Below are 22,020 nucleotides of genomic sequence, written 5' to 3'. Positions count from 1 at the left end.
GGATCACTCCTTGTTACCCTTCAATTTCTGAAATCTTTTCTACACGGCGAATATGACGTCCACCTTCGAATTCAGTATTCAACCAAGTTTCAACAATTTCTCTAGCCAATCCTGGGCCTATTACACGCTCACCCATCGCCAATACATTGGAATCATTATGACAGCGTGTTGCTTTTGCAGAAAATACGTCATGTACAAGTGCACAGCGGATGCCTTTAAACTTATTGGCAGCAATTGAAATACCAATACCTGTCCCGCAAATTAGTATTCCGCGGTCGAACTCACCTGCTGCTACTCGTTCTGCTACGGGACGAGCATAGTCTGGATAGTCTACAGAATCGTCCGTTTGTGGACCAAAGTCTTCATAACTTATCGACATTTCGTCCAATAGTGACATAATTTCTTTTCTTAAATTATTTCCACCGTGGTCTGATGAAATCGCAATTTTCATGAAGGTACCTCCTACCTCTTTTTTACTCAATTATATTCACCATCAGTGTACCATTTATTACATCAAAATGACACGTCTTTTCCTCAGAAGTTTCGCATTTTCACTTCAAAACACGAATATTAAACCTATAATATTATTATATTGTTATTTTTTTGGACAATTCGCTTTAAAAGTTTACATAAAAAAGATCACCCTTATAAGAGCGATCTTTCCCAATTATTGTATGGATAATAAATAATCTGCTACTGCCTCTTCTTCACCTGCTGCTGTTCCTGGTGGCATTGCGCCCTTACCATTTTCTAAAATATCGATAATTTCCTCTTTAGATAATGATATGTTAGTTAAGTCCGGCGCCATTGCCCCTGACAAATCTCCCCCGTGACAGTTGATACAGCTGGTATTCACTACTTTTTCCCCTTCTGAAACATCTGACGTAGCTGAGTCATTTGATTCGGTTGATTCAGTAGGTGTCGAATTTGTAGTGTCCGTATCTGTTTCCTCTGCATCCCCACATGCAGCTAAACCAGCTACTACTACACCCATTAATAACCAGTACTTGAGCTTTTTCAAAACGATCCCTCCAGGATTAATTTTTATACGTAATATTCCGTACATACCCTATTCATTTCAACATAAAACGACAAACCCCTTTTATAAGGCACATAGAGTCATAATTTCGACAAATAAGAAACCCCTTATAAACTTGGATATCGTCCAAGTCTATAAAGGGTATTGAGAATCTATTGATTGCGGTCGAATTGCTGAATCATTCGATATAGCTCAGCAGATTGCTGTTTTAAATCGCTCGCCAATGCTTCTACTTGCTTAATAGCATGCGCTTGTTCTGAAGAGGCAGCACTTACTTCCTGCGCACTTGCGGATGTTTGTTCAGCAATTGCGGCTACTTCTTGTGATTGATGCGATGTATGCTCGATATTTTTCATTTGCTGTTCAACCAATTGAGAGATTTGAACAACATCATCTGCCATTTCATACACCGATTTCGTCATACCTTCAACTGCTGTTGTCGTTTCAGATACACGCGAAGACTCGTTGGCAGCAAATGAAACTTGTTCGTTCATTTGTTTTACTACAATAGAAACATTTTGTTGCATCGTCTGAATTAATTTTGTAATTCCTTGAACTGCATTAGCACTTTCATCGGCTAAACCACGTACTTCTTCTGCTACTACCGCAAAGCCTTTACCGTGCTCGCCTGCTCGTGCCGCTTCAATTGAAGCATTTAATGCAAGTAAATTTGTTTGACCCGCAATATCTCCAACTAAGCCGATAATTCGTTCAATTTGCTCTGCATTTTTTTCTAATTCGCGAATATTAACTAATGAATTTTCATTATCTGCTGCAATTTTTTGAATACTATTTACGACTCCGTGAATCGCATCTGTAGTTGACGTTAAATTGGATAAAAGATCTTTCGAACGACTGGCTGTATGCAATGCTTTATTGTTTACTTCAGATGCCAGTGTACGCACTTCTTCGATAGCTTCTACTGTTTCTTGAATCGCAACTGCAGAAGATTCAGCTCCTAATGAAATTTGACTGATATTGCTTGTAATTTGCTCAGCATTATTCGTTACAGATATACTTTCATCTGAAAGCTTTCGAATAGTTTCATCTGTCGTTTTATAATTTCCTTCAATGCCATTAACCATTTTACGCAAATTAACGACCATCGCTTGAAATGCCTCAGCTACAGTCCGGATTTCATCATTTGTTTTCGGCATGTCGACATCTTTTCCAATCTTGCCCTCAGCTACCTGATTTGCACTGCTCTCTAATCGCTGTAACGGACGTACAATTACTAAACTAAATACAGCTGCCAAAGCACAAGACCAAAAGATTCCTAATACATATGTAATGATTTGAAACATGCTTGTACTAGTATTTTCGAAAAACATCGGACGTAAATATTCGATAAATACAAAACTGCATGTATATGTAATAAGCGCTAATATCCCGACAAATAATACGAGCTTCCGACGTAAACTAAATGATTTTCTCTGTGAATCCATGTTAAATTTTTCCCTCCAATTGTAATTTGGTCTCTAGTTTATTAATCGCTTCGTTTAGTTGGTCATATGTCTGCTCATATATTTGCAAGTTGCCTCCAAATGGATCTTGGATATCCGGCCCACCCTCCATCGCTACATATTCTTTTAACGTAAACGTTTTATGTGCAGCTTCTTCAACAAGACTAATGACCATTTCTTTATGTGCCGTCGTCATAGTTAAAATCAAGTCTGCCCACTGTGCATCGTTCTTTGTAAATTGCGAAGAGTGATGGGGTTGAAAAATATCCTTTTGCAATAATATTTCTTCGGCATTTCGGGACATCCCATTCCCCTCGTAGGCATAAATACCCGCAGAACGTACATTTATATTCTCATAATTTTTAGCTTTTAAAATTGCTTCTGCCATAGGACTTCTACATGTGTTTCCTGTACAAATAAAGTAAATATTTATCTTCCTCACACCCTCTAATCTACCATTTTAATAACATAATACTCATTACAATCAGTAATAATCCAGCAATTTTCTTTAATGCGTTATTTCTCAAAATAGTAGTTTTTTGCGCTACTACTAAAGCTGCATAAGACAATAAAAATGTGGATAACCCTGCACTGATAATAAAAACATATTTTTCTAAATTTAGCATACCAAAAGATAGGCTAACTGAAAAGGTATCAATGCTCGCAAATATGGCAATAATCGGTAAAGATATGGCAGGGAAACTTTCATCTTTTTTTGACAGCAGTAATTGCAAACCTACAAAGAATAGTAATATTGTAGAAAGGCTTGTTGCCCAATTATTTAAGTACACGGCTATCCATTCCCCAAAACGGTATCCTATCAATGGGAAAATCATATGTAATAATGCCGTCCATAACGCTAATAACCATTTAGCTTTAACATTTGTAGCAATTAAATAAAGTGCAACGACATCAAACGACATTAATATCCCAGCAACCACTTCCTGCATTTTTTCCCCTCTTCCTCTATGCGCTGTTGTAATTTATGCTTTTCCAATTAAAAATATCCTACCGATTTGCACACAACAAAAAAACCACATCTACAAAATTTTGCAGAATGTGGTCATAAAGATTATTTAAGTGAAAACCAATTGCCGCCAGCTGCTTTTTCCAGGCGGTTCATAATTGCTGTCCCCACCCCGGATTTTGTTGTAGCCGTCGCTAAAATAATTGTTGCATCTGTTTTATCACAAGCGCGCAAAGCATCATACAAAGTTGCACTCATCTGTTCAAGATTATGTGCTTCGCCAAAGGAAAAATAGTAGTCTGCTTTTATATCTTTAAAGCTTTCTGGAGCCAATAGAGCAACTTTATGCTCAGATTTTAATTGTTCCAGTGCATTTTCAATTGTTTCTTTATTTGCATCTATTAAATAAACAGGTGCATTTGGTGCATAGTGGGTATATTTCATCCCCGGTGCTTTCGGTGTCGACTCAATTTTTTGCTGTTCGATGCTTGGCTCATCTACCGGACCGATTACTGCTTCTAGCATTTCTTTCGTTACTCCACCTGGACGTAAAATAACAGGTGTTTCTAACGTAACATCGAGAACGGTTGATTCTACACCGATTCCTGTCATTCCACCATCTAGAATACATGGAATAATGCCCTGCAAATCTTCGAATACATGATCCGCTTTTGTCGGACTTGGCTTTCCACTGCGATTTGCACTTGGCGCAGCTAATGGTGCTTTTAAAGTTTGCAACAGTTTGAGAGCAACCGGATGATCAGGCATACGAATGCCAACTGTATCTAAACCAGCAGTTACGCTCGGTGCCAATATATTTGGTTTTACATGCAAAACAATTGTGAGTGGACCTGGCCAAAAAGCCTCTATGCATATTTTAGCAACTTCAGGAATATATGATGTATAGAGGGATATTTCTTCCGCAGTTCCAATATGTACAATAAGTGGATTATCGGAAGGACGACCTTTTGCATCAAATATTTTTTTCACTGCTTTCTCGTCTGTTGCCACTGCACCCAGCCCGTAAACTGTTTCGGTAGGAAATGCAACAACTTCCCCCTTTTTCAACAAATCCACAGCTTGTGTATAATTTTCTGAATTATCCACAAAATCATCCACAGGTAATTGTAAAGTACGCATCATTTCATCCCCCTGTCTATAAGTATTTCAAAAGATTATCCACAATTTGTTAATAACTAACAGTTACCTGTGTATATTCTTTTATTTTCTGTTGATTACTTTTTTGTTTATTTTTCTTCCACCATTCCGAAATATAAAACGTTGGTCTTTCATTTTTCGCTGGTTCATCCTTTTTACAAAGCGTTGGAAACACTGCACAGAACCAATTTTCCCCTCGCCCTTGACCAATCACAAAATTGACAGAATAATATTTATTTTGTGGATAAAACTGACCTAAATACCATTTCGGTGGCATTAAGTTATCCCCAAAGTTATATGAAACTTTCAATTGTGGGTAAGTTTTCTGAATTTCTTGATAAATCTTTTCCACAATGTGGATATCTTCCGAAAAATCTGATGTTTCCTGCATATAACCTTGAATTGTTTCTACGACCTCATACTTTACCAATTGATCAGCTTTCGTTGAGCTATTTGCAATCACACGGATTTTTAACTGCTCATCGCTTAGCGCCTGCCCTTCCCGTACTCCGTCTACAAAATCAGGTACTATACAAGCTGCACTATATATAAACAACACACTTATTAGTAATTTAGCAATCGCTAAAAATAGATTGGATTCATTTTTAATATCGTAATCATGTAACATTTTCATTCCCCCTTGCAAAACATTGTTTACAAGGAATCTAGTTTTTATTCACTAATCTCACAAAAAATAATTCGATCTTTTTTATTTATATCTTTAACTACTGTTACATGGGCATTTGGAAAGCTCTTTTTGAAAAAGCCAGCTACAGCTTCTCCCTGTGTATAGCCAATTTCAAGTCCGATTAAGGCAGGTGTATTCATAATCTGCGGTAAATTTTCTGCTAGTTTACGATAAAGCAACAGTCCATTTTCCTCGGCAAACAATGCAGAATGCGGTTCATGTGCTACGACTACATCGGACATGTCCTTCATTTCATCAAACGCGATATAAGGAGGATTGGATAATACGATATCCCATTTTTCATTGGCAATCGGTGTTGATAAATCACCCTGCTTAAATGTAATTTGTGCCTGGATTTGCTCTGCATTTTTCTTTGCTGTTTCCAAAGCTGCTTCCGAAATATCCGTTGCTGTTACATCAAGATTCGGGCATTCCTTTTTCATCGTAATGGCGATGGCTCCACTACCTGTTCCGATATCCGCAAATTTAAGTTCTTTTTTTTCACCGAATAGCTTTTGTATCCGCTCTATTGTCCCAACTATTAATTCTTCCGTTTCAGGCCGTGGAATTAAAACCGACTCATCCACATTGAAAGTACGTCCATAAAATTCTTCTACACCTGTAATGTATTGTATAGGGCGTCCTTTAATATGCTCCTGCAAATAAGCGTCAAATTGCTGCTGGTGTTCAACTTCTAACGGCTCATGCATTTTCATCATCAAGCCTGAATAATTTGTCTGTAAAATATGCTGCAATAGTAATCTTGCGGCATTTCCTTCGCGACCGTTTTCCTCTAAAAAAGAAGAAGCCCCATTCAGGGCCTCAAAAATAGTTTTATGCATCTTCATTTAAATTGGCTAAGCGTGTTGCTTGCTCATCTAAAATAAGTGCATCAATGATTTCATCCAACTTACCTTCAACAATTTGATCAAGCTTCTGAATCGTTAAGCCAATTCGGTGATCTGTTACACGGTTTTGTGGATAGTTGTAAGTACGGATACGCTCAGAACGGTCGCCTGTTCCTACTGCTGTCTTACGTGTTGCATCAATTTCCGCCTGTGCTTCTTGACGGTGTTTATCCGCTACACGAGCTACTAAAATTTTCATCGCTTTTTCACGGTTTTTAATTTGTGAACGCTCATCCTGCATCGAAACGACAACCCCAGTTGGTAAGTGGGTCATACGTACAGCGGACATCGTTGTATTTACTGACTGACCACCGGCACCTGATGAAGCGAATGTATCAACGCGAATATCCTTATCATGAATTTCTACATCTTCTACATGTACTTCTGGTAAACAAGCAACTGTTGCAGTTGATGTATGAATACGGCCTTGTGATTCTGTAGCCGGAACACGTTGAACGCGGTGTGCGCCGTTTTCATATTTGAATTTTGAATAAGCACCTTGACCGTTAATCATTAAGATTACTTCTTTATAGCCACCTGCCGGATTTGGTGTTGCTTCCATAATATCCACTTTCCAGCCTTGTGTTTCTGCATAACGTGTATACATACGGAACAAGTCACCAGCAAAAATATTCGCCTCGTCACCGCCCGCAGCTCCGCGGATCTCCATAATTACGTTTTTCGAATCGTTCGGGTCTTTTGGAATTAATAAAATACGCAGACGTTCTTCCAAATCCGGAACTTGTTTATTTAAATCGTTAAACTCTTCCTTCATCATTTCAAGCATTTCTGCATCTTTTTCAATTTCCATTAATTCGCGTGTATCAGCCAGTTGCTCTTTTACTGATTTGTATTCACGATATACGTCTACCATTTCCTGAATATCAGATTGCTCTTTTGAATACTCACGTAATTTGTTCGAATCACTTACGATATCTGGATCGCTCAGTAATTCATTTAATCTTTCATATCGGTCCTCAACCGCCTGTAAACGATCAAACATTTGTATTTCACCTCTAAAGTTTATTTTTAAATTCTTTGTATATCAGCTCGTCATTTCTCGAGTCACGTTAAAATGCACCTTTACTAGTATAAAGAAATTTCACGGTTGTTGCTACCTCTACGGCGAACTTTATTCATATCATTTACACCTTTGTATAAATACATTTAGGATTCCAGTTTTCTTTGAAATATATACTATACACCTGAAGTCATAAAGGTGGGTTTGAATGACATTTGCGACAAACGGGATAATAACTATCATTACCCCCAATTTGGATTTGATCACCTGTACGAACGGGTTTTTTATTTTCATCTACTCTTAAATTCATCGTCGCCTTTTTATGGCAGAACCAGCAAATTGTTTTCATTTCTTCAATTTTATCAGCATAAATCGCCATGTAACGGCTACCTTCAAACAGTTCGTTCTGGAAATCATTTTTTAAGCCGAATCCCATAACAGGTATATTCAACTCATCGACAATTTGAGTCAATTGAAGAACATGCTCTTTTGATAAAAATTGAACTTCATCAACGAGTACACAATATAATTTCCCTTCGTGATTTTTGACGATCTCATAAATATTTGTATCATTAAAAACGGCAATTGCCGGGCGTTTTAAACCAATTCGGCTTGATACCATCCCTACTTCTTCACGTGTATCAATACCTGATGTAAATATAAGAACCGATTTATTTTGTTCTTCATAATTGTGGGCAACTTTTAAAATTTCTATCGATTTCCCGCTGTTCATTGCACCATGTTTATAAAATAATTGAGCCATTATAATTCCTCGTTTCTCCACGTAATTACAGACAAAAACCTTGAGTGATTACTCAAGGTTTTACTTTTTATTTTTCCTCTTTTATCTTAGCTATTTTTTCACGATTCGTCTATTGCAAACGATGCTGTACTATAAGAAAACTTGTGTGAAAGTTTTCTAATATAACTAAATTTTTGCTAATATAATTTTATTTTTTCTAATAAAACTCGGGACTTCTAATAAAATATGTACATTTTCTAATATCCATTTTTCGTTTTCAAATATACTATTCAGGCTTTCTAATAACCAGTTAAAGTATTCTAATAAATACACAATTTTATCTAATATAATTATTTTACTTAATATAAAAATCAAAAACCCATCTCCAACAACGTGGAAATGGGTTAAGGTATTATTTCATACCATATTTTTTGTTGAACTTATCTACACGTCCGTCAGCAGAAGCGAACTTTTGACGACCTGTATAGAATGGGTGACATTCGTTACAGAACTCGATTGAGATCTTTTCTTTAACTGAACCTGTTTCAAAAGAATTACCACAAGAGCAAGTTACTGTTGCTACTTTGTAATCTGGGTGGATACCTTGTTTCATATTCGTTTTCTCCTCTCGCCCTGAACCATCCGGAACAGAGTATTTTCGAACTGCACCTTACATAGCCCGAATATGTCACTACATACGTAATGTGTGGAGGTCAGCTATATATGTGCACGTTTCATACTTAAAGAATTATAGCAACAATTAAAATAGGTTGCAACTATTTTTAATTAATTTATGAAAAGCTTTAAACAATTCGTTGCCTTCACATGAAGATTGATTTCCATTCCGGGTCGGACGCTTTCCGCGGGCACGGCTCGAGCCTATAGTCTCTCCCTCGCGCTAGTCCCGCTGGAGTCGCCTCCCCTCCATTCCAATCAACTTGCTTTAAAATAAGATTATAGTCTTTCAGTAAGTACCTGATGAAAGACTACAATAACCCTTTACCGTTCGTTGCTTTTTTCATATCCGTATCAAGCTTTTCGAAAAATTCTTCGTTTGATTTCGTTGTGCGTATTTTGCGTAAAAACTTCTCGCCGAAATCATGAGAGTCACTAAATGTTTTACGGATTGCCCATAACTTATCCAACTGATCTTTCGGAATAAGAAGTTCTTCTTTACGCGTACCTGAACGGCGAATATCTAATGCAGGGAATATACGACGTTCTGCCAAGCTGCGGTCTAAGTGTAATTCTAAGTTACCCGTTCCTTTAAACTCCTCGTAAATCACTTCATCCATACGGCTACCTGTATCGATAAGAGCAGTCGCCAAAATTGTTAAACTACCACCCTCTTCAATATTACGAGCCGAACCGAAGAAACGTTTTGGACGATGGAATGCTGCTGGGTCAATACCACCTGAAAGTGTACGACCGCTTGGCGGAATGACTAAGTTGTAAGCACGCGCTAAACGTGTGATTGAGTCCATTAAAATAATGACATCACGCTTATGTTCCACTAAACGACGTGCACGTTCTAGTACGATTTCAGCTACTTTTACATGGTTTTCCGGTACTTCATCAAAGGTAGAAGAAACAACATCAGCATTTACTGAACGCTCGATATCCGTTACTTCCTCTGGACGCTCATCAATTAATAATACGATAAGTTCCGCTTCAGGATGATTTGTCGTAATAGCATTGGCAATTTCCTTTAATAAAGATGTCTTACCTGCTTTTGGCGGTGCCACAATTAAACCACGTTGACCAAATCCAACAGGAGCTACTAAATCCATAATTCGTGTTGAAAGTTTTGTAGGTACTGTTTCCAATTTAATATGACGATCCGGGTAAAGTGGCGTTAATGCAGGGAAATGCACTCGCTCTTTAGCTACTTCAGGATCTTCGCCATTTACTGCATCAACTTGCAATAGTCCGTAATAGCGTTCGTTTTCTTTTGGCGGACGAACTTTTCCAGATACTTTATCTCCATTTCGTAAATCAAAACGACGAATTTGCGAAGCTGAAATATAAATGTCCTCTTTCGAAGGGGAATAGTTAATCGGGCGTAAAAATCCGAAGCCATCTGTAGGAATGATTTCTAAAACACCCTCCATGAAAAAGAAGCCTTCCTGTTCAGAGCGTGATTTTAAAATCGCAAAAATAAGTTCCTTTTTATTTAGCTTACTAGCATTCATAACTTTAAATTGCTTCGCTAAAGCATATAGTTCTTTTAATGTCATGCTTTCTAATTGAGCAATGGTTAATGCTGTCATAGGTTTTCTCCAGTCTATTAATAATTTTAAATTTTTGGGCTTTTACATGTAGAAAATTTAGGAATGCGCGTTGGAAGAAGATTCACTTATTTGAAAGATGCCCGGCTATTATACCGGGCATTAATTATATAATATCGTAAATTAAATGAAAATGGGATTTTCTATGTTAATTACAATATATGAGAAGTTAGAGTTGACCGTACTTTGGTTTTTTGGCAATGCTGTGACGCCCTTCGATAAAGCGTACTGTACCGGATTTTGCGCGCATAACAACAGAATGTGTCAGTGCATAGGAACCTTTATATTGAACACCACGTAAAAGTTCTGAGTCAGTTACAGCAGTCGCTGCAAAAATCGCATCGTCCCCCTTAACTAAATCATCCAACATTAATACTTTATCAACATCAATGCCCATTTTTTTACAACGTTCTAGTTGTTCTTCATCTTCCGGAACTAGTTTAGCTTGGAAATCGCCACCTAAACATTTTAATGCTACTGCTGCGATAACACCTTCTGGAGCGCCACCCATACCAAACATAATGTCGATACCAGTTTCGTCAAAAGCTGTATTAATTGCAGCAGCTACATCGCCATCTTGAATAAATTTAATACGAGCACCTGTTTCACGGATCTCATCAACAATATGTTGATGACGATCACGATCTAAAAGAGTTGCTACAACATCAGAAATATCCTTATTTTTTGCCTTCGCTACTTGCAGTAGGTTATAAGTAACTGAGGCATTAATATCAACTTTACCTGCTGCTTCTGGACCTACTGCAATTTTATCCATATACATATCCGGTGCGTTTAAAAGATTCCCACGATCTGCAATAGCTAGTACTGTCATCGCGCCATTTGTTCCTTTTGCTACGATATTCGTACCTTCTAATGGATCCACTGCAATATCAACTTCAGGTCCGCCATTTCGAAGCCCTAATTCTTCACCGATATAAAGCATCGGTGCTTCATCCATTTCTCCTTCACCAATTACAACTGTCGCATGCATTGGGATTGTATCAAACATAACACGCATTGCTGTTGTTGCTGCGTCATCTGCTTCAATTTTAAGTCCGCGCCCCATCCATTTCGCTGATGCAATCGCTGCTGCTTCTGTTACACGTACTACTTCCATTGATAAACTACGTTCCATTTTGTGTTTGCCTCCTGTAATCGGTTAAAGCCGATTTTAACAGCATTAAAAACCGCTGTTTTGAAATTATATAGTTTGCTTACTTTTTTTTCACATTTAATTTTAACATATTCTAAAGATGTGTGAATTTGCGCATCAATTATGGCAAATTTTATGCTTTATTATTCGTTTTAATGACAGTTGGCTCTTTGCGGATATTCGCACCTAACGCACATAATTTTTCAATTAATGAACTATACCCGCGTTCGATATGATGAATCTCATGGATTTCAGTCTCGCCTTTTGCAATTAAACCAGCTAAAACTAATGCCGCACCTGCACGTAGATCAGTTGCTGTTACAGCCGATCCTTCTAAAGAGGCAGGTCCTTGTATGATTGCGGTATTCCCTTCTACTCGTGCTTTTGCACTCATACGACGTAATTCATCGATATGTTTGAAGCGTGCTGAATAAATAGTATCCGTAATCATCGATGCGCCTTCTGCCTGTGTCATTAATACCGATAAAGGCTGCTGTACATCAGTTGGGAAGCCTGGATATACAAGAGTTTTAACATCAACTGCCTGTAATTTCGTTTGTTTGGGAATGTACAGGCTTTCTTCGTTCTCTTCCACGATTACGCCCATTTCCCGAAGCTTCGCTGTCACTGCCTCTAAATGTAGTGGAATAACATTGTCGATTACTACGCCATCACCAATCGCCGCTGCCATTATCATAAATGTTGCAGCTTCAATTCGATCCGGAATAATCGTATGTTTCGTTCCTTTTAGCTCATCGACACCTTCAATACGTATAACACTTGTTCCAGCACCTTTAATATTTGCGCCCATATTTGTTAAAAGTGTTGCAACATCAATAATTTCAGGCTCTTTAGCAGCGTTTTCAATAGTTGTTTTACCTTTTGCCCGCACTGCTGCTAGCATAATATTGATTGTTGCACCTACACTTGCCACGTCTAAATAAATTTTTGCACCGATCAGTTCATCTGCACGCAAATAAATTGCACCGTGCTCATTCGTCACTTTTGCACCTAAAGCTTCAAACCCTTTAATATGCTGATCAATTGGACGCGGGCCTAAAAAACAGCCTCCTGGCAAACCAATTACGGCTTGCTTAAAACGTCCTAACATAGCACCCATCATATAGTAGGATGCTCGTAATTTTTTTACATTGCCATTCGGCAGAGGCATTGCTACCATTTTCGACGGGTCTATTGTCATCTTCCCATCTTCAAATGTTACTTCCCCACCGATTTCTTCAAGTAGTGCTTTTAATGTCCACGCATCCGAAATCTCCGGAATTCCTCCAATTGTAACGGAAGAATCCGCCAAAATTGATGCAGGAATTAAAGCAACTGCACTATTTTTTGCACCACTAACAGTAATTTTCCCTTTTAGTCGACGTCCGCCTTGAATTTTAAATACATCCATTTTGTGTTCTCCCTTATAATTGGACAAATTTCACAATGAACCAGATTGCTGTGAAGTATTCTTATTATTTCCCTTCACGCTTTGCCCAATCCGCTAAAAATCCTTCAATTCCTTTGGCTGTTAATGGATGGTTAAACAGTTGCTGTAAAACTTTATATGGCGTAGTCGCAATATGTGCACCTGCCAATGCCGCTTGCGTAATATGTTGTGGATGACGAATAGAAGCAGCAATTATTTCAGTATCAATCTCATGGATTGCAAACATTTCAGCAATTTCACGAATTAATTCAACACCGTCTTGACCAATATCATCTAAACGTCCTAAAAATGGAGATACATATGATGCGCCAGCACGAGCGGCCATTAATGCTTGGTTTGCAGAGAAAATTAATGTCACATTTGTTTTAATCCCTTTTTCAGAGAAGTGTTTACATGCTTTTAAACCATCTGGAGTCATCGGCAGTTTTACTGTAATGTTTGGGTGAATTGCCGCTAATTCTTCCCCTTCACGAATCATTCCTTCAGCGTCTAAAGAGATTACCTCACCTGACACCGATCCGTTTACTAATTCCGCGATTTCACGTAAGCGATCATGGAAGTTTACACCTGATTCTTTCGCTACTAATGATGGGTTCGTTGTTACACCTGAAAGAATGCCCCAAGAGTATGCTTCTTTAATCTCGTCAAAGTTTGCTGTATCAATAAAAAATTTCATTATATGTCCTCCGATTTATGTGTACTTAGAAAAACACATCCCGCCCAGTTGTGAACGAGATGCTTGAAGTTGAAAACAAGTGTTCACAAAGAAATGTGCTCTACTATGCGCATTTCTTTTGTGGAATCATTTATTTGTTAAGCTTTCCCCGAGCTACCGAATTCACGCATTTTTCCGATTACTGTTGCTTTAATCGCTTCACGAGCCGGGCCTAAATATTTTCGTGGGTCATATGTTTTCTTGTCGCCATCCAAAAATTCACGGATTACTTTAGTCGCCGCGATTTGGTTTTCTGTATTTACGTTAATTTTAGCTGTACCTAACGAGATAGAACGTTGAATATCCTTTGTTGGAATTCCAGTACCACCATGTAAAACTAAAGGTACATCCGTTAGTGTAGAGATTTCTTCCATTTCAGTGAATCCTAAGTTTGGCTCCCCTTTATAAGGACCGTGTACTGAACCTAGTGCTGGTGCTAGGCAATCTATTCCTGTAGCTTCCACTAAAGCTTGGCACTCTTGTGGGTTAGCATACATAATACCACCGATAACTCCATCTTCCTCGCCACCTACTGTACCCAATTCAGCTTCTACAGAAACACCTTTTGCATGGGCATATTCAACAACAGATTTTGTTGTTTCTACATTTTCTTCATATGGATGATGGGAAGCGTCAATCATAACAGAAGTAAAGCCAGCATCGATTGCTTCTTTACATTTATCGAAGCTCGAACCATGGTCTAAATGAATGGCAACTGGAACTGTTGTTTTATAGCTTTCCATTAAGCCCTCAACCATTTTTACAACAGCAATGAAACCGCCCATATATTTACCGGCACCTTCTGAAACACCTAAAATTACTGGTGATTTTTCTTCTTCTGCTGCCTGTAGAATAGCTTGTGTCCACTCTAAGTTGTTAATATTAAACTGACCTACTGCATAACTTTCTGCTTTTGCTTTAATTAACATTTCTTTCATTGAAACTAACGGCATTATTAAAATCCTCCTCGAAGATACATAAATAGTTTGCTACTAGAAAAACATAGTTTGTGCAATATGCTTTTTTTAAGTATTTTTTCTATTGTCAATTCTATGCAAATTCACAAGAATTGATATAAACATTCAGATTAATCATAACAAAAACAGACAGTATGCGCTACTGCCTGCTCACCGGTTCCTTTATATTTTTTCGTGGATTGTTAATATTTTTTTGACTTCATCCCGTATTTCAAATATATTGAATGGTTTAGAGAAGTACTTTGTCACGCCAAGTTCTGTTGCGGTATCAATCATATGCTGTTCAACATACGCTGTCATCATTATTACCGGTAAATCGGGATTTTCACTTTTTAAATGCGCTAAAATCTCCAATCCATCCATTCCAGGAATTTTCATATCCAGTAAAACGCAATCTATTGCATTTTCCTTTGCTATTTTTAATGCATCGTAACCATTTGCAGCCAGATGTGTGATAAAACCTTCTTTTTTAAATAATTCATCTAACAGCAACCTTATCCCTCTTTGATCATCTACGATTAATATTTCCCTCATAGTCATTCCCCATTTACGATAATGATTTTATATTACTAAGAATTCAATTTTTATCTTTATTTTCCTTCTTTTACAATAAGTATATATGATTTTGCTTTTTCTTGAGCACAATTTTATAATAGCTTTGAGGTGGAATTATGTCTAAAATTTTAACTACACAATTAACAGGGCTATTTCAGCGCATTCAACAGTCCGAAGAAGAACCAATTGAGGAAACAGCCCGTTTATTGGCACAGGCAGCAATCGGGCAAGGAACTATTTACTTTGCTGCTTTTGGTGAAATGGACGCTGTTGCAATCCATGCAGAGCTTGGTGCAAGTCCTTTTGCAAAATTTGCACGTTATACGGATGAGGTAGAGCTGTTACCTGCCGATCGTCTCATTATTTTTACGCAGCATGCAACGGATGAACAAGCGTTAAAACTGGCGCAAAAAATGCATGATGACTTTATTCCCTTTGCAGCTGTGGCAAGTGAGGTTGCTGAGACTGGCAATCAATTAAGCGAGCTTGCCTATACGTATATTTCGTTGAAAGTACGTGGCGGAATTTTACCCCATCCAACTAAACTTGGTGAGCGAATTGTGTTCCCTCATTTAATGGCTGCTTTATATATTTATGAGGCGATTAAAATGGAATTTGATGAAATGCTGGTCGATGATGACGAAAATGACGAAGAGGAATCTATCTCTCCATTTGCTTAAATCGCAAACGATTCTTATTACGTATTACAACGTAATGGGGGTCGTTTTTTATTTGGGTTTTCAGCTCTTCAAAAATTAAAGCGTGCCCCATTTAAAATAGGACACGCTTCTGAAGCATTATTTTCGGTTGTTAAACGCAGCTCCAACAAACTCACGGAATAGTGGCTGTGGGCGTTGTGGGCGAGAAATTAATTCTGGGTGGAATTGACCTGCCACAAAGAATTTTTTCTCTGGTAATTCAATAATTTCTACTAACTTATTATCGGGTGATACGCCTGAGAATACCAAACCTTCCGCTTCCATTGCTTCACGGAATTCATTGTTGAACTCGTAGCGGTGACGGTGACGCTCATACACTAATTCTTCACCATTGTATGCAGCGCGTGCGCGTGATCCTTCTTTTAATTTACATGGATATAGTCCAAGACGTAACGTACCGCCTAAATCGATTTCCTCAGATTGATCTGGCAGGAAGTCAATGATTGGGTACTTCGTGTTTTTATCTAATTCTGTTGAATGTGCACCATCTAATCCCATTACATTACGCGCAAATTCAACAGTAGCCATTTGCATACCTAAACAAATACCGAAGAATGGAATGTCATTTTCACGTGCATAGCGAATGGATTCGATTTTACCTTCAACACCACGGTCGCCGAAACCACCTGGTACTAAAATACCGTCTGCTTGTCCTAATAATTGCTCCACGTTTTCAGCTGTAATATTCTCAGCATTAATCCAGTCAATTTCGATATCCGAATTGTAAACATAACCTGCATGCTTTAATGCTTCTACTACTGAAATATACGCATCCTGAAGCTCTACATATTTACCGACTAATGCGATACGTGTTTTATGTTCTAAGTTTTTCACTAAATGTACAAGGTCTTTCCAATCTTCCATATTTGCCTGTGGTGCGCTAATGCGGAAGTGGTCAAGAACGATTTGATCGAATCCTTGTGCATGTAAGTTTAATGGTACTTCATATAAATGTTCGGCATCACGCGATTCGATAATATCAGAAGATTGCACGTCACAGAATAGGGCAATTTTCTCTTTCATATCCTGAGGTACCGGCTGTTCAGTACGTAAAACGATAATGTTTGGCTGAATACCTAATGAACGTAACTCTTTTACAGAGTGCTGTGTTGGTTTTGTCTTCATTTCTCCTGCAGCCGCGATGTAAGGCATTAATGTACAGTGGATATACATGACATTTTCATGACCTAGATCACGACGCATTTGACGAATTGCTTCAAGGAAAGAAAGGGATTCGAAGTCACCTACTGTACCGCCAATTTCCGTAATTACCACATCCGCCGAAGTTTCACGGCCTGCACGTTGAATACGGTCTTTAATTTCATTTGTTACATGAGGAATTACTTGAACTGTGCCACCGTTGTAGTCACCACGGCGCTCTTTATTCAATACAGACTGATATACTTTACCAGAAGTTACTGTTGAGTGTTTTCCTAAATTAATATCAATGAAACGCTCATAGTGTCCTAAGTCTAAATCCGCCTCTGCGCCATCATCAGTAACGAAAACTTCACCGTGCTGGTAAGGGCTCATTGTACCTGGATCGATGTTTAAATACGGATCAAACTTTTGGATTGTTACTTCCAATCCACGGTTTTTTAATAAACGACCTAAAGAAGCAGCTACAATTCCTTTACCAAGAGATGATACTACCCCACCTGTTACGAATATATACTTTGTCATATAATAAATTCCTCCTTCTTTCTAAAACAAATTAGAAAAACACCCGGTTACTTACTTGAAGCAAGTGAATGTTTTTCTAATATACATATAAAAAAATAAAAAACGCTCCTCCTGCATCAGTTTGCAGGGGGAGCGTATTACTTATACGGTCAATCTCCTTTTTAAAGGAGCCCAAGTAAAAGATTATACGTAACTGAAAAAGAAGTCAAGCACTTTCAATTTTTCAATTGAAACACTACTTATTTTAAATCTTCTTCCTCTTCCAGCTCTTCATCCAATTCCTCTTCATCGTCATCCTCGATAATAAAAGTATCATCTTCATCGATCAGCTCTTCATCGATGTCGGCGTCGATTTCCTCGATGTCTTCTTCTACAAAGTCAATGTCTTCTTCCACTTCATCTTCATCGTCTTCGTCGTCTACGAATTCATCATAATCTTCCTCGAATAATACATCCTCTTCTTCAAGGTCAAGTACTTCTTCATCTTCGTCATCCGCGACTTTAGCTTTCTTTTTACGCGTCTTAATAGTCGGTGCAGTTTCTTCTTCGATTGTTTCTACTTTATACCATTCACGTAATCCCCAACCATTTTCCTGGTTTAATAAGAAACGACCTTCTACATTTAAGTCTGTATAAAATTGTACTAAACGAGATTTCAAGTCTTCATCAGAAATTCCATTTAATTCTTGGATACCTTTTAATAATTCATTTAAAGGCATTGCTTGTTTTTTTTCTTCTAGTAGTGCGTATGCTAAGTCGATTAATGACTCTTCTGCTAATTGTTCATCTGTCATACCACGAAAGTTCAAATCGTGCACGTCCTTTCTTATCTTACATATCTATTTATCCAGAGGCACTATGTTCATTCAACCACACTCAAACACCAGCCGAATGAAGATAAGCATAATACCCATTATATACAAACATGCCTTCACTATGCTAGTTTCATTTCTTGTTTTTTAAATTTGTTGCTTTTTTATATGCTACATAAAATAAAATGAATGATAATATCAGCAAAGGGACTGCTGCTAATTGCTGATTGTATAAAAAGAAGGTTGCGATCAGGCATGCTAATATTAAAATGTAATGTAAATATTGCTGCACAATGCCGCACCTTCTTCCTTTAAAATATCATGTGTTTACTAGTATAACGAAATTTACTGTCCACGTGGTATGCCAAATTAATTTATTTGCAATTTTTGCAAAATATTAGTGATTTTTTGCTTTTTCTATTACATATTGCGTCGGTATTGACCTCCAACTTCATAAAGAGCTTGCGTAATTTGCCCTAAGCTTGCTACTTTTACAGTCTCCATAAGCTCTTCGAAAATATTGCCACCCGTTTTTGCAACTTCCTTTAACTTATTAAGTGCTTCAGTGCAAGTATGTGCATTGGCACCTTTAAAACTTTCTAAATTAGCAATTTGTAAATCCTTTTCTTCTTTTGAGGCACGTGCAATCTCCATATTATTGATCGTATCCTCAGAAGGTGGATTTGGATTCAGGTACGTATTTACGCCAATAATCGGCAGTTGCCCTGAATGCTTTAAATGCTCGTAATACATTGATTCTTCCTGAATTTTCCCACGCTGATACTGTGTTTCCATCGCACCGAGCACACCGCCGCGATCATTCATGCGATCAAATTCCTCAAGCACTGCCTGCTCCACCAATTGTGTAAGCTCCTCGATAACGAAAGCGCCTTGTAAAGGGTTCTCATTTTTCGATAAACCATGCTCTTTTGTAATAATCATTTGAATCGCCATTGCACGACGAACCGATTCTTCTGTCGGAGTAGTTATTGCCTCATCATATGCATTTGTATGCAATGAATTACAGTTATCCTGTAACGCCATTAATGCCTGTAATGTTGTACGAATATCATTAAAATCGATTTCTTGTGCGTGCAGGCTGCGACCCGATGTTTGAATATGATACTTCAACTTTTGTGAGCGTTCATTTGCTCCATACTTTTCACGCATAACGACTGCCCAAATACGACGCGCTACACGGCCAATCACAGTATATTCAGGGTCCAGTCCATTCGAGAAGAAAAAGCTTAAGTTCGGTGCAAAATCGTCAATATTCATACCACGACTTAAATAATATTCTACATAGGTAAAGCCATTTGCGAGTGTAAATGCCAGCTGTGAAATTGGATTTGCTCCTGCTTCGGCAATATGATACCCCGAAATCGAAACAGAATAGTAATTACGGACTTTATGATCGATGAAATATTGTTGAATATCCCCCATCATACGAAGTGCAAATTCTGTTGAGAAAATGCATGTGTTTTGCCCTTGATCCTCTTTTAATATATCCGCTTGTACAGTACCGCGCACGACTTGCAATGTTTGTTCTCTTGTTTCCGTAAACTCTTCCATAGTTAATGTACGACCAAGCTCTTGTTCGCGCTTTCGGACTTGTTGATCTATTGCTGTATTCATAAACATCGCCAAAATAATCGGTGCCGGTCCATTTATAGTCATCGAAACAGACGTTGAAGGTGCACATAAATTAAAGCCTGCATACAGCTTCTTCATATCTTCAAGTGTACATATACTTACTCCTGATTCGCCAACTTTCCCGTAAATATCCGGGCGTGTATGAGGGTCCTCCCCATATAGAGTTACTGAGTCAAATGCAGTTGATAGGCGCTTTGCATCATCATCCTTCGATAAATAATGGAACCGTTTATTTGTACGTTCTGGTGTTCCTTCTCCAGCAAATTGACGTTTCGGATCTTCTCCTTCACGTTTGAACGGAAACACGCCCGCTGTATAAGGGAATTCCCCTGGTACATTTTCTTTATACACCCAGCGTAAAATTTCACCGTAATCCTTAAAGCCTGGCAATGCTACTTTTGGAATTTTCAAGCCCGCTAAAGACTCTGTTCGTAAAATGGTTTTAATTTCTTTATCGCGTACTTTAGTAATTAACTCATCACCCGCATACGCATCTTTTAATGTTTGCCAATTTTTTAAGATACGCTTTGATTCTGCTGTTAGTTCATTTTGTACCCCTTCCAATAAAGAATCAATCGACAGAATCAATGCTGATTCATTTTCGTTCAGCAACGCTTTTGTTCCTTCGAGCTGATACCATTTTGTTGCGAGGTCCGCCTGTTGTTCTGCATGCTTATGATAGTTACGTACTGTTTCTGATATTTCGCGTAAATAGTAGCGGCGATCATTTGGAATAACAATGTTTTGCTTTTGTGTTTTCACAAATTGCTCATAGGAAGTTTCCCAATTGTAGCCGAACTTTTCATTGATTTTGGATACGAGTGCAGCAAACAATGAATTCGTTCCTAAATCGTTAAATTGTGAGGCGATTGTTCCGAAAACCGGCATTTGTTCAATTGGCTCATCCCAAAGCTCACGTGAACGCTGGAATTGTTTTTGCACTTGGCGTAGTGCATCTTCAGAGCCTTTTCGCTCGAATTTATTGATTGCGATTAAGTCGGCAAAATCTATCATATCAATTTTTTCGAGCTGCGTTGGCGCACCAAACTCACTTGTCATTACATACATTGAAAGATCTGTATATTTTGTGATTTCAGCGTCCCCTTGCCCAATGCCGCTTGTTTCGACAAGAATTAAGTCAAATCCTGCTGCACGTACTACATCGAGTACATCGCCAATTGAGCTTGATAATTCTGTATGCGAGCCACGTGTTGCCAAACTACGCATATAAACCCGATTATTAAAGATGGCATTCATACGAATACGGTCACCAAGCAATGCACCGCCTGTTTTTTGCTTCGTTGGATCGACTGATATAATAGCGAGCTTTTTATCCGGAAACTCTTGCAGGAAACGTCGGATTAATTCATCCGTTAATGAAGATTTCCCTGCTCCACCAGTACCGGTAATTCCAATAACCGGTGTGTTTAAATTCTTGCTACGTACAAGCTGTAGCATATTTTGAATCTCTTCTCCATCACCATTTTCGGCAGCTGTTATTAAATTCGCCAAAATTTCCGGTGTATCTGTCGAAAGCTTTTCTAAAAGCTCTTTATAATTCCCGTTTAATGTAGAAAAGTCCGCGCCTTCTAGCTTTTTATTGATCATTCCTTGCAAGCCTAATTGACGACCATCTTCCGGTGAGAAAATGCCTGCAATGCCATACTCATGGAGCTCTTTAATTTCACGCGGTAAAATAACTCCCCCACCACCACCAAAAATCTTAATATGTGGTGCACCTTTTTCACGAAGCAGGTCATACATATATTTAAAATATTCCATATGTCCACCTTGGTATGATGATATCGCTATCCCTTGTGCGTCTTCCTGTATAGCAGCGTTAACAACTTCCTCTACTGAACGGTTGTGACCTAAGTGAATTACTTCTGCACCACTTGATTGTAAAATTCGGCGCATAATATTAATCGAAGCATCATGACCATCAAAAAGACTAGATGCTGTAACGAAGCGAATATGATTTTTTGGTTTGTATACTTCAATTTTCCCCATTTTATTACCCCTTTGTTAT

Annotated in this window: 21 protein-coding genes; 1 reads left to right on the top strand and 20 read right to left on the bottom strand. The window is 38.2% G+C overall.

The features are described from left to right. Positions 1–13: 13 nt before the first annotated feature. The 17 genes from rpiB to NYE67_RS02910 all read right to left on the bottom strand — a co-directional run bounded on the left by rpiB (position 14) and on the right by NYE67_RS02910 (position 15,109). Entirely contained in the window at positions 14–451 is a 438-nt protein-coding gene (rpiB, locus tag NYE67_RS02990; protein WP_340729106.1) for a ribose 5-phosphate isomerase B, read from the bottom strand. A 216-nt stretch (positions 452–667) separates the two neighbouring features. After that, positions 668–1,021, bottom strand: coding sequence for a c-type cytochrome (locus NYE67_RS02985; RefSeq protein ID WP_340729105.1), 354 nt, complete (start codon positions 1,019–1,021; stop codon positions 668–670). 170 nt (positions 1,022–1,191) lie between these two features. After that, entirely contained in the window at positions 1,192–2,484 is a 1,293-nt protein-coding gene (locus tag NYE67_RS02980; RefSeq protein ID WP_340729103.1) for a methyl-accepting chemotaxis protein, read from the bottom strand. 1 nt (position 2,485) lies between these two features. Beyond that, complete coding sequence (locus tag NYE67_RS02975) at positions 2,486–2,944, bottom strand: low molecular weight protein arginine phosphatase (protein ID WP_445682994.1); 459 nt, start codon at positions 2,942–2,944, stop codon at positions 2,486–2,488. 10 nt (positions 2,945–2,954) lie between these two features. After that, entirely contained in the window at positions 2,955–3,452 is a 498-nt protein-coding gene (locus tag NYE67_RS02970) for a manganese efflux pump (RefSeq protein WP_191700798.1), read from the bottom strand. Between the two features lie 122 nt (positions 3,453–3,574). Continuing rightward, a complete protein-coding gene (locus tag NYE67_RS02965; RefSeq protein ID WP_340729102.1) occupies positions 3,575–4,609 on the bottom strand; it encodes an L-threonylcarbamoyladenylate synthase in 1,035 nt (344 codons plus the stop codon). A gap of 49 nt (positions 4,610–4,658) precedes the next feature. Further along, the gene (locus NYE67_RS02960; protein WP_340729101.1) at positions 4,659–5,255 is read right to left on the bottom strand and encodes a stage II sporulation protein R; all 597 of its coding nucleotides are present in this window, start codon (positions 5,253–5,255) and stop codon (positions 4,659–4,661) included. 44 nt (positions 5,256–5,299) lie between these two features. After that, positions 5,300–6,163: a peptide chain release factor N(5)-glutamine methyltransferase gene (prmC, locus tag NYE67_RS02955; RefSeq protein ID WP_340729100.1), complete on the bottom strand. Its 864-nt coding sequence runs from the start codon at positions 6,161–6,163 to the stop codon at positions 5,300–5,302. Next, entirely contained in the window at positions 6,150–7,226 is a 1,077-nt protein-coding gene (gene prfA, locus NYE67_RS02950) for a peptide chain release factor 1 (RefSeq protein WP_340729099.1), read from the bottom strand. Before prfA ends, prmC begins: the two co-directional genes overlap by 14 nt. Positions 7,227–7,434: 208 nt before the next feature. Then, entirely contained in the window at positions 7,435–8,007 is a 573-nt protein-coding gene (locus tag NYE67_RS02945; RefSeq protein ID WP_340729098.1) for a thymidine kinase, read from the bottom strand. A gap of 391 nt (positions 8,008–8,398) precedes the next feature. Further along, on the bottom strand, positions 8,399–8,599 hold the full coding sequence (rpmE, locus tag NYE67_RS02940; protein WP_191700793.1) for a 50S ribosomal protein L31: 201 nt from the start codon (positions 8,597–8,599) through the stop codon (positions 8,399–8,401). A 373-nt stretch (positions 8,600–8,972) separates the two neighbouring features. Next, positions 8,973–10,256: a transcription termination factor Rho gene (rho, locus tag NYE67_RS02935; protein WP_191700792.1), complete on the bottom strand. Its 1,284-nt coding sequence runs from the start codon at positions 10,254–10,256 to the stop codon at positions 8,973–8,975. A gap of 187 nt (positions 10,257–10,443) precedes the next feature. Continuing rightward, positions 10,444–11,409 (bottom strand): class II fructose-bisphosphatase, encoded by a 966-nt coding sequence (glpX, locus tag NYE67_RS02930; protein ID WP_340726924.1) that lies wholly within the window; start codon positions 11,407–11,409, stop codon positions 10,444–10,446. 151 nt (positions 11,410–11,560) lie between these two features. Beyond that, positions 11,561–12,838 carry a UDP-N-acetylglucosamine 1-carboxyvinyltransferase gene (locus tag NYE67_RS02925; protein ID WP_340729097.1) on the bottom strand — a complete coding sequence of 426 codons (1,278 nt, stop codon included), beginning with the start codon at positions 12,836–12,838 and terminating at the stop codon, positions 11,561–11,563. A 64-nt stretch (positions 12,839–12,902) separates the two neighbouring features. Further along, entirely contained in the window at positions 12,903–13,553 is a 651-nt protein-coding gene (gene fsa, locus NYE67_RS02920; RefSeq protein ID WP_191700789.1) for a fructose-6-phosphate aldolase, read from the bottom strand. 137 nt (positions 13,554–13,690) lie between these two features. Then, complete coding sequence (locus NYE67_RS02915; protein WP_340726922.1) at positions 13,691–14,545, bottom strand: class II fructose-bisphosphate aldolase; 855 nt, start codon at positions 14,543–14,545, stop codon at positions 13,691–13,693. 186 nt (positions 14,546–14,731) lie between these two features. Beyond that, the gene (locus NYE67_RS02910) at positions 14,732–15,109 is read right to left on the bottom strand and encodes a response regulator (protein WP_340726921.1); all 378 of its coding nucleotides are present in this window, start codon (positions 15,107–15,109) and stop codon (positions 14,732–14,734) included. Positions 15,110–15,240: 131 nt separating this feature from the next. On the opposite strand from NYE67_RS02910, the gene NYE67_RS02905 reads away from it, so the two are divergent. Continuing rightward, positions 15,241–15,804: a DUF2529 family protein gene (locus NYE67_RS02905; protein ID WP_340726920.1), complete on the top strand. Its 564-nt coding sequence runs from the start codon at positions 15,241–15,243 to the stop codon at positions 15,802–15,804. A gap of 117 nt (positions 15,805–15,921) precedes the next feature. Here the strand turns inward: NYE67_RS02905 and NYE67_RS02900 are convergent, their stop codons facing one another. The 3 genes from NYE67_RS02900 to icmF form a co-directional block, all read right to left on the bottom strand. Beyond that, positions 15,922–17,526, bottom strand: coding sequence for a CTP synthase (locus tag NYE67_RS02900; RefSeq protein WP_339215113.1), 1,605 nt, complete (start codon positions 17,524–17,526; stop codon positions 15,922–15,924). 239 nt (positions 17,527–17,765) lie between these two features. Continuing rightward, entirely contained in the window at positions 17,766–18,344 is a 579-nt protein-coding gene (rpoE, locus tag NYE67_RS02895) for a DNA-directed RNA polymerase subunit delta (RefSeq protein WP_340729096.1), read from the bottom strand. A gap of 414 nt (positions 18,345–18,758) precedes the next feature. Beyond that, positions 18,759–22,001 carry a fused isobutyryl-CoA mutase/GTPase IcmF gene (gene icmF, locus NYE67_RS02890; protein WP_340729095.1) on the bottom strand — a complete coding sequence of 1,081 codons (3,243 nt, stop codon included), beginning with the start codon at positions 21,999–22,001 and terminating at the stop codon, positions 18,759–18,761. Positions 22,002–22,020: the final 19 nt, after the last annotated feature.

Origin of the sequence: Solibacillus sp. FSL W8-0474 (genome assembly GCF_038004065.1) — a bacterium.
Taxonomy (GTDB): Bacteria; Bacillota; Bacilli; order Bacillales_A; family Planococcaceae; genus Solibacillus; species Solibacillus faecavium.
The sequence above is the reverse complement of the archived record's forward strand: the minus strand, read 5'-3'. Positions and strand labels throughout refer to the sequence as shown.